Source organism: Paraburkholderia atlantica, assembly GCF_009362785.1.
GTDB classification, from domain to species: Bacteria; Pseudomonadota; Gammaproteobacteria; order Burkholderiales; family Burkholderiaceae; genus Paraburkholderia; species Paraburkholderia atlantica.
Genome location: NZ_WHNQ01000028.1, coordinates 21,062 through 34,365, shown reverse-complemented (window position 1 = coordinate 34,365; position 13,304 = coordinate 21,062). Strand labels below are relative to the sequence as shown.

Genomic DNA, 13,304 nt, shown 5'->3' with positions numbered 1-13,304 from the left:
CATTGGCCAAAGGCATCCACGGGCACCACGTCGGCGACCCGGTATCGACACCCGAAGACGACGCGCCACACCACCCGCCGCCTCGCGAAGTGACCTCGCTGGGCCTCTTTCTGATCTTCGCGCGCATCGGTCTGACGAGTTTCGGCGGTGGCCTGAGCGGCTGGTTCATGCGCGAGTTCGTGCACGACCGGCACTGGATGAGCGAAGACGAATTTCTCAACGGCCTCGCGTTGTCGCAGGCGCTGCCCGGCGTCAACGTGAAGAATCTGGCGATCTGGATCGGCTACCGGCTGCTCGGCTGGCGCGGCGCCGTCGCGGGATTCTGCGGCATCATTTTTCCGGCGGCCGTCGTGATCATTCTGCTCGGCGCATTCTTCTCGGCGATCGCGTCGTTTCCGCTCACGCATATCGCGCTCGCGGGCGCCGCGGCCGGTGCGATCGGGTTGTCGCTGTCGATGGCGATTACCGCCGCGCGCCGCCTGCCGCGCCGCGTGTTTCCGTATCTGGTGCTGCTCGCGACGTTCGCGGCCGCCGCGGTGTTTCGCGTGTCGCTGGTGTGGACCGTACTCATCGCCGGCGCGTTGAGCGTTGGCTATGAATACGTGCGCGAGGCGCGCCAGCCCTGATCGGCTTTTAGCGCCGCAAGTCCAACTCCACAAACAGCTTCTGCCGTGCTCAGAACTCTTATCGCCCTGTTTTCGGTTTTCGCGCCGCTGTCCATCGTCACCGTCGGTGGCGGGCAGGGGATCATCCCCGAAGTTCAGCGCCAGGTCGTCGACGTGCATCACTGGATGACCCATGCGCAATTTCTCAGCGACTTCGCGATCGCGCGGCTCGCGCCCGGTCCCGGCTCCTTGCTCGCGACGCTGATTGGCTATCAGGTCGGCGGCGTCGGCGGCGCGCTCGTCGCGACCGTCGCGCTATTCGGGCCGACCGCGTTTCTGATGTATGGCGTCGTGCACGTCTGGAATCGGCACGAAGGCGCGCGCTGGCTGAATGCGTTGCAGGCTGGGCTGCGCCCCGTGGCCGCCGGGCTGATTCTCGCGGCGGTCTATGTGCTGATCAAGGAACTCGAAGGCGGGTGGATTGCATGGCTCACCGCGGCCATCGCGACCGTGCTCGTGATGCGGACGCGTATCAATGCATTGGTGCTGATCGCGGGCGGGGCGATCGTGTTCGTGCTGGTGCACTTTGCGGGGTTGCTGTAGCGCGCGGAGTGGGGACGGTGTAATGGCGCGTTCCACCAGAATTTTTTTACTTATGTGTAATTCGCCTGATCGTACTAGTCACGAGGTCCGCGTAGAACAGATCGCCGTCCTGGCCTGCCTTCAGATCCACCGGTCCCCCCGGCAGACCTTTTGCAAAGGTCTGAGGCACATTGTTCGGAGGTTGCATGGTCCAGATGCATTGGCGCAGAAGATCGCCAAAGTACAGTGCGTTTTTGAATTGGGCAGGATAGGTTGTGCTCGTATCGTCGGTAAACCCGATCGCAGAGATGACACTGCCGTTCTGGTCAGGTCCTCCGCCGGACGGCTTCGCGCCGCAAGTTTTTCCGTGACTGTCATCGACCGAAACGTAGCTCGTGTGAGCGTACGCAAAAAACGGCGCCGTGGCGCCCACGAACTTTCCGCAGTAGCCCGTGTTTTGATAGTCGGGCTCGGGCGCCGCAGCGAAGTTATTACTGGGGCTCCACCCTTCGTAGCACGGCCAGCCGAAGTCCTGGCCGGCGACAGTGAAATGATCGATAGCCTCCCAACTATTCCATCCCACATTGCCGATATACAGCTCGTCCGTACCTGGCAGGCGAGCGAACCGGAACGGATTGCGCAACCCTTGTGCAACCACGGCAACGCTTTGAGTTGTCGTACCCGGGTTCGTTATCCGGAGAATAGCGCCGTCGCTATAGGGTGAAACGCCCTGACTGCGAAATGCGCCCTGCGGCAAATTCGTGCGATCACCGCACGCGGTATCCAACTGTCCGTAGTCCACCTGGTCGAAGCTCGCGCCGTCGCCAGCGCTAACGTAAAGCGTTCTGTTGTCAGATCCGAAGACGAGTCCGCCAATACTGTGAGACCCGTAAAAGAAACACCATGTCTGATTGCCGGACCCTGCTGGCGGCAGGATTTTCGTTTCGCCCGTGCCCGCTCCCGACGCTGTCAACAGCGAAAGCTGGCCATGAGTCAGAACGTTACCGCTGCAAGCGCCGGTAGCCGGAGGCGTCGTGTAAAGCACGTAAATTTTGCCGTCGTTCAGAGGATCGACCGCTAGTCCGAGAAGTCCCCGGTCGCCATCGTTGCAGACCTCACTGCTGAGGTCGGCAATGAGCGTACATGTAGGTGTCGACAAATCACAATTCCAAATCCTGCCACCTTTTTCGGCGACGAAGACCCGGGTCTGGCTTGAGTTGAAACTAATTGCTGTTGGCTGATTGAGACAACCGCTGTACATAACCCGCTCCGTAAAGCCCTTGGGCAAGATCGGCTGCGGCCGGGGCGTGGAAGTGGGCTGACATGTGATCGACTGTCCAACGGCGACGGAGCCCGGTACAGCGGGGGGCTCCGGAGGGCGGGCGTGCGCCGCATCGGAGAAACGCACCACCAGCAGAGCTGCAAGTACGACCATCACGCGGGTCTGAGTTGCCCGCCAAATAATGCGAGGCGTCACCTTGTCCTCCAGTTCGCGAGTTGAATACGAAGACACCGGCGGACGTACAACCAGTGACTGTTGTAAGCGCATCGCGATTCGCGAATTATGAATGGTTGAATGATAGGACTGACGCCTTGCGATGGCGGCCAATTCTCTGCCACCGCACGCCACCTCGCGGAAACCGCGCGACATACCCCGACCGCGGAAGCTGAGACGAACTACCGTTTTTTCGCCCCAATTGCTCTAGGACAATTATTTTCCGCCCCGTTTTTGCCTCACTATGGAAGATCAGGCAACACGACACGACTTCGAACGGAGCCGGCGTCACCATAAACGGAGGAGCAGCGGTGATCGACGAGTGGCGCGAGGCCGTGCGCGCGGTGCACGGCGTGGAATCGAAATACAAGCGGCTGGTCAAGGCGATTGCCGGCGACATCGAGAGCACGTCGCTGCCGCCGGGCGCGCGCCTGCCGCCGCAGCGCGACGTCGCGGCCGAACTCGCGATCAGCGTGCAGACCGTGACCAACGCGTACAAGGAATTGGAGCGGCAAGGACTGATCCGCTGCGAGGTGGGGCGCGGCAGCTTCGTCGCGGCGCGCGTCACCGAAACGATGTCGAGCTACATGCTCGATACGGCCGAGCGCTCGGTGGTCGATTTTTCGATCGCGCGCATCATTCACACGTCGGAACACGATGCGATGTGGCGCAAGATCTGCGCGACGCTGTCGACGCTCGACGATCAGCCGTGGATTCGCGCGTTCCGGCCGATCGCCGGCTTCGAGCATCATCGCCAGGCGGGCATTGCGTGGCTCGCGTCGCTCGGCATGCCGGCGTCGGCCGATACGCTGCTCGTCACCAACGGCGCCGCGCACGGCATCTTTCTCGCGCTCGCTTCGCTGGTGGGACCGGGCGATACCGTGCTGTGCGAGAGCCTGACGGATCACGGCGTGATAGGTTCGGCCAACGTGCTCGGCTTCACGCTGAAGGGCCTCGAAATCGACGAGTACGGCATTCACCCCGAACACTTCGAGGAGATGTGCGACAGCGAGCGCATCTCTGCGCTCGTCTGCACGCCGACGCTGAACAATCCGACCGTCGCGTTGATGCCCGATTCGCGGCGTCGCGCAATTGCGAAAATCGCCGAGCGCTATGGCGTGTACGTGATCGAGGACGACGTGTACGGGCCCTTGCCCGCCAAACATTCCACGCCGATTTCGAGCCTGATTCCCGATCTGTCGTTCTACTGCACGAGCTTTACGAAGTCGGTGATGGCCGGTTTGCGCATCGGCTATATGACGACGCCGCGCCGGCTCGCGCTGCGCGCCGAGAGCGTGCTGCGCGTGAGCAGCTGGATGGCGACGCCGCCGATGGCCGAGGTCGCCACGCGTTGGATCGTAGACGGCACCGCGGCGCGGCTCGTCGAAATTCAGCGCGAGCGGCTCGGGCGGCGTCAGGCGCAATTGCAACAGACGCTCGGTAAATATGTCCTGGGTGCGCATCCGCAGGCACTATCGGCATGGCTGCGGGTGCCCGACCACTGGCGCACCGACCGGCTGGTGCGCGAACTGCGCAACCGCGACATCGCGGTGACGTCGCCCGATCCGTTTCTCGTGCGCGACGCGGATCGGCCTAATGCAGTGCGGGTTTGCGTCGGCGCGGAAGTCAGCGAGGACACCTATAAAGGCGCGCTCGAAACGATGCGCGATGTGTTCGAGCAGTACCCGCAGGTGCACGATTTCACCTGATCAGGAAGGTGCGCGAATTGCGCAGCGCGACGGACCGAAATGAACTAGGACAATAAAAATCCATTTTTAGAACACTAGACTGGGCTGCATGGAAAGAGATGCGGCCGCGAATCACTGCGTTTATCTGCGACAGCCGTGCCCGCATCGAATAGCGAATCGACCTCTTTGATGCAGGGCCTCATGCATGTCCGTTCCATCGTCAGCCGATCTGTCGTTAGCCGACATTTACCGCGCGCGCAACCGTATCGACGGTCGCGTGTGCCGTACGCCGCTCGTCGAATCACCGAGCCTGTCGGCGCACGCCGGCACGCCGGTCTATCTGAAACTCGAAACCGTGCAGCCGACCGGCAGCTTCAAGCTGCGCGGCGCGACCAATGCGCTCGCGCAACTGGCCGAGCAAGGCTGCACTCGCGTGGTGACCGCATCGACCGGTAATCATGGCCGCGCGGTCGCGCATGCGGCGCGCGCGCTCGGCATCGACGCGACCGTGTGTCTGTCGCGCCTCGTGCCCGCTAACAAGGTCGATGCGGTGCGCGCACTCGGCGCGCACGTGCGGATAGCCGGCCAAAGCCAGGACGAGGCCGAGCACGAAGCATTGCGGCTCGCAAGCGAAGAAGGTTACGCCTACGTGCCGCCATTCGACGATCCGCGCGTGATCGCCGGACAGGGAACGATCGGGCTCGAAATCGTCGAGGCCTTGCCCGATGTCGCGAACATCGTCGTGCCGTTGTCCGGCGGCGGGCTGTTCGCCGGCATCGCGCTGGCCGCGAAAACCACCAGTCCCACGATCGGCTTGACCGGCGTGACGATGGCGCGTGGCGCCGCGATGCACGCGAGTCTGGCGGTAGGTCAGCCGGTGCTGGTCGAGGAAGTCGATACGCTCGCCGATTCGCTCGGCGGCGGCATCGGACTCGAAAACCGCTACACGTATGCGCTGACGCGCGCTCTGATCGACGAAACCGTGCTGCTCGACGAGGCGTCGATCGCGCGCGGCATCGCGCATGCGTACCGGCAGGAACGGCTCGTCGTCGAAGGCGCGGCGGCGGTGGGGATTGCCGCGGTGCTCGATCGCGCGCTGCCCGCTGAGCGCATCGCGCGCGGACCGCTCGTGCTCGTCGTGACGGGCGCGAACATCGATATGGATCTGCATCGGCGGATCGTCGGCAACGAAACGACGCAAGCCGCGCCGTCACTGAACTCACACATCGCATCATGACCTCGATCACGCTCCTTGGCGAAGCCGAGCTTCGCAAACTCGTGCCGCTCGATCTCGCGGCCATCGACCAGATCGAAGCCGCCTTCGTCGCGCTCGCGACCGAAGCGGTCGCGATGCCGCCGATCCTGCGGCTCGATCTGCCCGCGCATAACGGCGAAGTCGACGTGAAGACGGCCTGGCTGCCGCGCCTCGACAGCTTCGCAATCAAGGTCAGTCCTGGCTTTTTCGATAACCCGTCGCTCGGTCTGCCGAGCCTGAACGGCCTGATGCTGGTGCTGTCGGCGAAGACCGGGCTGACCGAAGCGGTGCTGCTCGACAACGGCTATCTGACCGCGATACGCACGGCGGCCGCCGGTGCGGTCGCGGCGCGCTGGCTCGCGAAAGGGCACACGCCGCACGTCGCGGTGATCGGCGCGGGCGAGCAGGCGCGCCTGCAACTGCGCGCCCTGATGCTGGTGCGCCGCGTCGAACACGTGCGCGTGTGGGCACGCGACGCGGCAAGCGCGCTGCGTTTCTCCGCGGAAGTGAACAACACGCTCGGCGTGCGATGCGATGTCGCGGCCAGCGTTCACGACGCGCTCGCCGAAGCCGACGTCGCGATCACGACGACGCCGAGCCGCACGCCGCTCATCGAAGCCGCCGATCTGCATCCGGGCCTGCACATCACCGCGATGGGCTCGGACGCCGAACACAAGAACGAAATCGCGCCGGCCGCGCTCGCGGCGGCGCGCTACGTGTGCGACCGCGCGCAGCAAACGCGGGTGCTCGGCGAACTGCATCACGCGATTGCCGCGGGCACGATGCGTGACGATGCCGCGATCGTCGAATTGGGGCAGGTGATCGCAAAACAGGCGGCGGGCCGCACGAGCGACACCGATGTGACGATCTGCGATCTGACCGGAACCGGCGCGCAGGACACTGCGATTGCCGCGCTCGCGTTGCAGCGGGCGCGTGCGGCGAAGGCGGGAACGATATTCGGCAACGGCGCGCCGCTGAAATGACGCGCGACCAACGGTAAAACGCCGCACAAGCGGCTCACGAAGGAGTAGCACAGATGCGGGCATCCCCGATTCAACCGACGGTCGATTTCAACGCCGACGGCGAACAGCATGGTTTCCTGAAGCTGCCTCATTCTCACGACGTCTCCGCGTGGGGCGCGGAGATGATCCCCATCACCGTGATCCGTAACGGCGAGGGACCGACCGCGCTGCTAACGGGCGGCAACCACGGTGACGAATACGAAGGACCGATCGCGCTGTCGAAGCTTGCCGCCACCTTGAAGGCGAGTGCAGTACGCGGGCGCGTGATCATCGTGCCGTTCATGAATTTTCCGGCGTTTCGCGCGGGCACGCGCACGTCGCCGATCGATCGCGGCAATCTGAATCGCAGCTTTCCGGGCAAGCCGGACGGCACCGTGACCGAGAAGATCGCCGATTATTTTCAGCGCTATCTGCTGCCGCTTGCCGACTATGTGCTCGATCTGCATGCGGGCGGCCGCACGCTCGACTTCGTGCCGTTCGCCGCGATTCACGTGCTGCCCGACGCGACGCAGCAGGCGCGCTGCGAAGCGGCAATGCGCGCGTTCGGCGCGCCGTACTCGATGCGGATGCTCGAACTCGATAGCGTCGGCCTGTACGACACGGCCGTCGAGGAAGCGGGCAAGGTGTTCGTGTCGACCGAGCTTGGCGGCGGTGGCACGGCAACGGTGCAGAGCGTGGCGATTACCGAGCGTGGTGTGCGCGGCTTTCTGCAGCATGCGGGCATCATCGAGCACGAGGAGTCGGGTCGTAACGCACCACGCACGACCACGCTGCTCGATATGCCCGACGGCACCTGCTACACGACGAGCGAGCACGATGGCCTGCTCGAATTGTGCAAGGACCTCGGCGAGATGGTCGACAGCGGTGAGGTGATCGCGCGGATTTACGATGCGAAGCGTACCGGCGCGGCGCCGATCGAATATCGCGCGCGACGCGCGGGCATGCTCGCCGCGCGGCATTTCCCGGGGCTCGTGCGGATTGGCGATACGGTTGCGGTAGTCGCCGACGTGCTCGAACGTGGCATACCGGTAACGGTCTGAACGCGCGATGAAATTCGATCGCTACGATCTCGCGATTCTGCGCATTCTCGCGCGCGACGGGCGCATCACGAAGTCGCGCCTCGCCGAAGAAATCAATCTGTCGATTTCGCCGGCATGGGAGCGCGTGAAGCGCCTCGAAGAAGAGGGCGTGATTCGCGGGTATCGCGCGGATATCGATTGGGTGCGCGCGTTCAAAGGCAGCCGCGTGGTGGTCGAGGTCACGCTCGCCCGTCATACCGCGCCGGACATGCGGCGCTTCGAGGAGCGCATCGCGGCCGCGCCCCAAGTCGTGCAATGCCTCGCGACGGGCGGCGGCGTCGACTATGTGATGCACGTGCTGTCGCGCGATATCGACCACTATCAGCGCTTCATCGATACGTTGCTCACCGACGAATTGGGCATCGAAAAGTACTTCACCTATATCGTCACGAAAGTGGTGAAAAGCGGCGCCGAAGGACTGCCTGATTGGGCGGAACAATCGATTGGCGAGAACGGTTGAATGGCGCGGTAAATGCGGTCGAAATACGGTCAAAAGTCCCGCCCGAAAAAAGCATCAACCACGCGGCGAATTGCAGAAAAAACGCAGTCTTCCAACCGCGACAACAAAAAAATCCGCAGTGCATCAGGACCTACAGTGATAGCAGAGACATCGCACACAGGAGGTCGTCATGTTGCTGGGTCATCCGGTCCTATTCAAATCGCTGTGCTACGTGGATGGACGCTGGGTTCATAGCGCGAGCGCCGCGAGCGTCGCAGTGCAGAATCCCGCGAATCAGGAAGTACTCGGCCATGTGCCGATGCTCGACGCGGCGCAGATCACTGCCGCGGTCGATGCCGCGCAGCGCGCGTTCGACACGTGGCGTTGGGTGCCGGTCGCCAAACGTTCGGCGCTGCTATTGCGCTGGCATGAGCTGATCCTGCGTCATCAGCAGGATCTCGCTGCGATTCTGTCGCTCGAACAGGGCAAGCCGCTTGCCGAAGCCCGCGGCGAAATCGCGTATGGCGCGAGCTTCGTCGAATGGTTCGCGCATGAAGTGCGGCGCCTGAATGGGCGCACGATTCCGACGCATATCGATGGCGCGCATCTTGGCACGATCATCGAGCCGGTCGGCGTGGCCGCACTGATCACGCCGTGGAATTTCCCCTGCGCGATGCTCACGCGCAAGGCCGCTGCCGCGCTGGCAGCTGGTTGCACGGTGGTCGCGAAGCCCGCGCACGAAACGCCGTTCTCCGCGCTCGCGCTCGCGCAACTCGCCGAAGAAGCGGGCTTTCCGGCAGGCGTGTTCAACGTCGTGCTCGGCGAGCCGCAAATGGCGATGGAAACGCTGGTTTCAGATAGCCGCGTGCGCTCGGTCAGCTTCACCGGATCGACGCGTGTCGGGGCACTGGTGATGCAAACGGCCGCACGGGCAGGCATCAAGAAGACGGCGCTCGAATTGGGCGGCAACGCGCCTTTCATCGTGACCGAAGATGCCGACCTCGCACAGGCCGTGCGCGTCGCGGTTGCAGCGAAGTTCCAGACCTCGGGCCAGGACTGCTGCGCGGCGAACCGGATCTTCGTCGCGCGTCCGTTGTATGAAGCATTCGTCGCGCGATACAGCGATGCCGTGAAGGCGTTGAAAGTGGGCAGCGCATTCGACCCGCACGTGGACGTGGGCCCGCTGATGCACCAGGCCGCGTTCGACACGACCGTGCAGCGCGTCGCCGACGCGCGTGAGAAAGGTGCGCGCATCACGGTAGGCGGCGCGCCCCACGAGCGCGGCGGCTGGTTCTTCGAGCCGACCGTTGTGGCCGATGCAGCGCCCGGCATGCGCATCTACGACGAAGAGAACTTCGCGCCGATCTCGGCGGTCTCGCCGTTCGATTCGCTCGACGAAGTGGTCGAACGCGCGAACGACACCGAGTACGGACTCGCCGCCTACGTCTGCGCGAAAGATCTGAACACCGTGTTTCAACTGATTCGCCGACTCGACTTCGCGATGGTGTCCATCAACGGCGCGAAGTTTACCGGCGCGCCGATTCCGTTCGGCGGCATCAAGTCGTCGGGGCTTGGACGTGAAGGCGGCGTCGAAGGCTTCGAGCCGTTCGTCGAGACACGTTATTTCTGCCTTGGCCAGCTTGGCTTGCCGGTCAGCGACAGCGCCCCCGCTCGTGCCGCGGCACACGCGATGGCGACGGACGCAACGGCCTGAACCTACTGATTCATTCATCCAGACATCACACGAAGGAGCGACCCATGACTAAATTCGATCAACTGCTGAGCGCCGATCGCGCGCACTTCATGCATCCGTCGACGCACGCGCACGATCACGCGAGCGGCGCGCTGCCGGGCCGGATCGTGACCGGCGCGAAAGGCATCCGTATCGAGGACCATCAAGGCAAGTCGTTTATCGATGCTTTTGCCGGCCTTTACTGCGTGAACATCGGCTATGGCCGCACCGAAGTGGCAGACGCGATTTACGAGCAAGCGAAGAAGCTCGCTTATTACCACACGTATGTCGGTCACTCGACCGATACGATCATCGAGTTGTCGTCGCGCATCATCGACTGGTCGCCGAAGGGCATGAAGAAGGTGTACTACGGCCTGTCGGGTTCGGACGCGAACGAAACGCAGATCAAGCTCGTCTGGTACTACAACAACGTGAAGGGCCGCCCGAACAAGAAGAAGATCATTTCGCGCGACCGTGGCTATCACGGCTCCGGTATCGTCACCGGTAGTCTCACGGGCTTGCCGAGCTTCCATCAGTTCTTCGATCTGCCGGTCGAGCGCGTCAAGCACACCGTGTGTCCGCACTGGTATCGTCGCGCGCCGGCGGGCATGAACGAAACGCAGTTCGTCGCGTACTGCGTCGACGAACTCGAAAAGCTGATCGCGCGGGAAGGCGCCGATACGATCGCGGCCTTTATCGGCGAACCGGTGATGGGCACGGGCGGCATCGTACCGCCGCCGGCCGGTTACTGGCCCGCGATCCAGCAGGTGCTGAAGAAGCACGACATTCTGCTGATCTGCGACGAGGTGGTGTGCGGTTTCGGCCGGCTCGGCTCGAAGATGGGCGCGCAGCACTACGGCATTCAGCCGGATCTGATCACCGTCGCGAAGGGTTTGACGAGTGCGTATGCGCCGCTGTCGGGCGTGATCGTCAGCGAAGGCGTGTGGGATGTGATCGATAAGGCATCGCAGGAATCGGGCGCGTTGGGGCATGGCTGGACGTATTCGGGCCATCCAATCTGCGCGGCTGCGGCGCTCGCCAACCTCGACATTCTGGAGCGCGAGAACCTGACGCAGAACGCGGCGCAAACCGGTGCCTATTTGCTCCAGCAATTGCATGCGGCGTTCGACTCGCATCCGCTCGTTGGCGAAGTGCGCGGCGAGGGCATGCTGGCCGCGCTGGAGTTCATGGCCGACAAGGATCTCCGCACGCCGTTCGATGCGGCACTGAAGGTCGGGCCGCGGGTGTCGGCTGCGGCGATGCAGCGTGGATTGATCGCGCGGGCAATGCCGCATGGCGACATTCTCGGCTTTGCGCCGCCGCTGGTGACGTCGCGCAGTGATGTGGACGAGATCGTGAAGCTGACGCGCGAGGCGGTGGATGAGGTGGCGTCGCAGGTGTTTGCGCCGGCTGCTTCGCTTTGATGAACTGAGGTGTGAGAAAGCCCCGGCTGCTGGGATGTGGGTTGTGGTTGGGGCTTTTATTTACTTCGGGCGGAATAGGTGTGAGGCGGTTCAATTTCGATAGAATCCAAGGTTTCGATGACCGATCGTGTTTCGCGCAGATCACCGCCCACGATTTCGTGCCGGTGTCTGTCGAGAAATCGGATCTTCGTGTCGATGGTCAACGTAACTGGGACGTCACCGTGGGAGCTATGCCACACGGCTTGAAATTTATACGGTCCCATCCGAGCACCGCCCATATGCGGCATTGTCGCGCTACCTATCCTGTTTCCCCATCCCGTATCCGTAACTGAAAATTTTTCAGTTATGAACTGTTCCAATTCAGCGCGCGCCTTGAGCATTGGAACAATGTCGTCGCGAAAACTGACCGATCCATCCGCATAAGCGGTCGGAATCAATAGCGCTCCGACGAGCGTAGCCATAAATCTTTGAGCACAGATCCTTTTATTCACGATTCAAGATCTAGAAGATCTGGAAGAGCATGCCTTTAAATCTATGCCGTGCTTTAGTCCTCCCGGAACGGACTCCGGTTGCCCTTGTTCCGCAGGTCCTATCGTCACGCTATCGATATGCTCTTCAATGCGGACTGCCTTAAGCAAACTTCCATTGACCTTCCTGCCACGCGAGTCGATAAAATCTATACGCGTGTTTATCGTCAGAACCACTGGTTTTGAACCTGAATTCCCGCGCCAGTTTGCCCACATCGAATAAGGCCCGATTCTGGAACCCCCTAAAGCTTTCGATTGAACGTCTCCAATTCGCGTTCCCATTGGATCGCTGACGATATCGAAGTTGCAAAGAACGAGTTCTCTTAAAACCGTGCTCTGATTCAATAGCGGTACGATAGACGAATCGAAATCGACTGAACCCGTACCATCTAGCGCGAAAGCAGTCAGCGGGAGACACAACAGGAGCGGAAGCAGTCTTTTCATTTAATAACCCAGGAATTTGACCCGCGCATTTTGTAAATCACCGCCAGATGCTTGCCAGGCACGTGTAGCGGCGCTACCGGGGCCACTAAAATGGTCGATATGTGCGCCGCGAATACCCCCGCCGGTATCATCGGCGGATCGTTCCCCGACTACTCGGCTACCGTTGCCAGAAGTAATATAGACGCGAGATCGTGGGGGAATGACAGTGGGATCAACAGCGATCGAGCGATTGGCGACAACATCGGCAAATCGACCGTGCGCAGCGTCTGTTTCACTCAGCCGCGCTTGAGCGGGATTGTTCAAGATATCAGGATTCCCGGCGGCGTTGTGATGCCATCCACCGCCACCGCCGTTCCAGCGAATGAACCGATGATCCAACGTTTCGCCCGTTCCTTGCATTGGTACGCCGCCCGCTCCGTATAAGAAATCTTGGCGGTGACTACCAGACACGCCACGTGCTTGCACCATGGGACCATGCGCATCGCGTTCGTCCGCAATGATGTAATGCGTAATGTGAAAACCGGATTCATACCACGCTTCTTTCAGAGTTATGGGAAGAGGAACCGACGTTATATCTTCGTCCGCTATCGATAACGTCAGGTCTCCCGGTTCGCGCGACTCAAGAATGATCATCGCGCAACCGTTCCAATCGGTTGGCCCCGCAACCCGTACCGTATCGTTCATACGGCTACTCTTGATCGATATAGTGCGGCCGGAAAGCGCCGGACCGCCAAGGCTTTTAACCTTAGCTTTGATCGGCATACGGTACAGAATCTTTCCGTGCTGCACGCGCGCGGACGATGGAATTACAGGCAACTTGTCGTCATACCTGTTGTCCGGAATTTCCCATGACAAGAGGTTCGATGCAATCCGAACTTCAACACATGAGTCCGGATTTGTGTTGGTAAATGCGGAGTCGTGAACCGTTACCCAATTTGCATTGTCCGGCATTCTAGCTTCTCCAGTTGAAGTTTAAGGTTTGATGCTCTGGGCGCAGCTACGCGCGCTTTGC

General features: G+C 61.8%; 12 protein-coding genes. 9 read left to right on the top strand and 3 right to left on the bottom strand.

Going from position 1 to position 13,304, the window contains the following annotated elements; all coding sequences use genetic code 11:
• The first annotated feature begins 2 nt into the window (after window positions 1-2).
• Together GCT19_RS30255 and GCT19_RS30250 are read left to right on the top strand one after the other, a co-directional pair.
• Entirely contained in the window at window positions 3-626 is a 624-nt protein-coding gene (locus GCT19_RS30255; RefSeq protein ID WP_018433309.1) for a chromate transporter, read from the top strand.
• 45 nt (window positions 627-671) lie between these two features.
• Window positions 672-1,208 carry a chromate transporter gene (locus GCT19_RS30250; protein ID WP_013092611.1) on the top strand — a complete coding sequence of 179 codons (537 nt, stop codon included), beginning with the start codon at window positions 672-674 and terminating at the stop codon, window positions 1,206-1,208.
• A 46-nt stretch (window positions 1,209-1,254) separates the two neighbouring features.
• Here the strand turns inward: GCT19_RS30250 and GCT19_RS30245 are convergent, their stop codons facing one another.
• Entirely contained in the window at window positions 1,255-2,622 is a 1,368-nt protein-coding gene (locus GCT19_RS30245; RefSeq protein ID WP_152853996.1) for a PQQ-dependent sugar dehydrogenase, read from the bottom strand.
• A 371-nt stretch (window positions 2,623-2,993) separates the two neighbouring features.
• Here GCT19_RS30245 and ehuR point away from each other — a divergent pair, with 371 nt between their 5' ends.
• The 7 genes from ehuR (at window position 2,994) to GCT19_RS30210 (ending at window position 11,321) form a co-directional block, all read left to right on the top strand.
• Window positions 2,994-4,391: a MocR-like ectoine utilization transcription factor EhuR gene (gene ehuR, locus GCT19_RS30240; protein WP_013092609.1), complete on the top strand. Its 1,398-nt coding sequence runs from the start codon at window positions 2,994-2,996 to the stop codon at window positions 4,389-4,391.
• A 184-nt stretch (window positions 4,392-4,575) separates the two neighbouring features.
• The gene (gene eutB / locus GCT19_RS30235) at window positions 4,576-5,607 is read left to right on the top strand and encodes a hydroxyectoine utilization dehydratase EutB (RefSeq protein ID WP_018433307.1); all 1,032 of its coding nucleotides are present in this window, start codon (window positions 4,576-4,578) and stop codon (window positions 5,605-5,607) included.
• Window positions 5,604-6,608 carry a cyclodeaminase gene (locus GCT19_RS30230; RefSeq protein WP_152853965.1) on the top strand — a complete coding sequence of 335 codons (1,005 nt, stop codon included), beginning with the start codon at window positions 5,604-5,606 and terminating at the stop codon, window positions 6,606-6,608. The genes eutB and GCT19_RS30230 overlap by 4 nt, the downstream gene beginning before the upstream one ends.
• 53 nt (window positions 6,609-6,661) lie before the next feature.
• Entirely contained in the window at window positions 6,662-7,687 is a 1,026-nt protein-coding gene (gene doeB / locus GCT19_RS30225; RefSeq protein WP_152853964.1) for a N(2)-acetyl-L-2,4-diaminobutanoate deacetylase DoeB, read from the top strand.
• Window positions 7,688-7,694: 7 nt separating this feature from the next.
• Window positions 7,695-8,186, top strand: coding sequence for an Lrp/AsnC family transcriptional regulator (locus GCT19_RS30220; RefSeq protein ID WP_018433304.1), 492 nt, complete (start codon window positions 7,695-7,697; stop codon window positions 8,184-8,186).
• A gap of 169 nt (window positions 8,187-8,355) precedes the next feature.
• On the top strand, window positions 8,356-9,879 hold the full coding sequence (locus tag GCT19_RS30215; RefSeq protein ID WP_018433303.1) for an NAD-dependent succinate-semialdehyde dehydrogenase: 1,524 nt from the start codon (window positions 8,356-8,358) through the stop codon (window positions 9,877-9,879).
• A 44-nt stretch (window positions 9,880-9,923) separates the two neighbouring features.
• On the top strand, window positions 9,924-11,321 hold the full coding sequence (locus GCT19_RS30210; RefSeq protein WP_018433302.1) for an aspartate aminotransferase family protein: 1,398 nt from the start codon (window positions 9,924-9,926) through the stop codon (window positions 11,319-11,321).
• Between the two features lie 56 nt (window positions 11,322-11,377).
• Here GCT19_RS30210 and GCT19_RS30205 read toward each other — a convergent pair whose 3' ends face one another.
• Together GCT19_RS30205 and GCT19_RS43605 are read right to left on the bottom strand one after the other, a co-directional pair.
• Window positions 11,378-11,782: a hypothetical protein gene (locus GCT19_RS30205; protein WP_018433301.1), complete on the bottom strand. Its 405-nt coding sequence runs from the start codon at window positions 11,780-11,782 to the stop codon at window positions 11,378-11,380.
• A 510-nt stretch (window positions 11,783-12,292) separates the two neighbouring features.
• Window positions 12,293-13,243 (bottom strand): 3D domain-containing protein, encoded by a 951-nt coding sequence (locus GCT19_RS43605; RefSeq protein ID WP_084598312.1) that lies wholly within the window; start codon window positions 13,241-13,243, stop codon window positions 12,293-12,295.
• Between the last annotated feature and the right edge of the window lie 61 nt (window positions 13,244-13,304).

What these genes read in the sequence shown, in the direction of transcription:
- GCT19_RS30245 (WP_152853996.1), bottom strand. Translation starts at nt 2,622, where the DNA reads ATGGTCGTACTTGCAGCTCTGCTGGTGGTGCGTTTCTCCGATGCGGCG.
- eutB (WP_018433307.1), top strand. Translation starts at nt 4,576, where the DNA reads ATGTCCGTTCCATCGTCAGCCGATCTGTCGTTAGCCGACATTTACCGC.
- GCT19_RS30230 (WP_152853965.1), top strand. Translation starts at nt 5,604, where the DNA reads ATGACCTCGATCACGCTCCTTGGCGAAGCCGAGCTTCGCAAACTCGTG.
- doeB (WP_152853964.1), top strand. Translation starts at nt 6,662, where the DNA reads ATGCGGGCATCCCCGATTCAACCGACGGTCGATTTCAACGCCGACGGC.
- GCT19_RS30220 (WP_018433304.1), top strand. Translation starts at nt 7,695, where the DNA reads ATGAAATTCGATCGCTACGATCTCGCGATTCTGCGCATTCTCGCGCGC.
- GCT19_RS30215 (WP_018433303.1), top strand. Translation starts at nt 8,356, where the DNA reads ATGTTGCTGGGTCATCCGGTCCTATTCAAATCGCTGTGCTACGTGGAT.
- GCT19_RS30210 (WP_018433302.1), top strand. Translation starts at nt 9,924, where the DNA reads ATGACTAAATTCGATCAACTGCTGAGCGCCGATCGCGCGCACTTCATG.
- GCT19_RS30205 (WP_018433301.1), bottom strand. Translation starts at nt 11,782, where the DNA reads ATGGCTACGCTCGTCGGAGCGCTATTGATTCCGACCGCTTATGCGGAT.
- GCT19_RS43605 (WP_084598312.1), bottom strand. Translation starts at nt 13,243, where the DNA reads ATGCCGGACAATGCAAATTGGGTAACGGTTCACGACTCCGCATTTACC.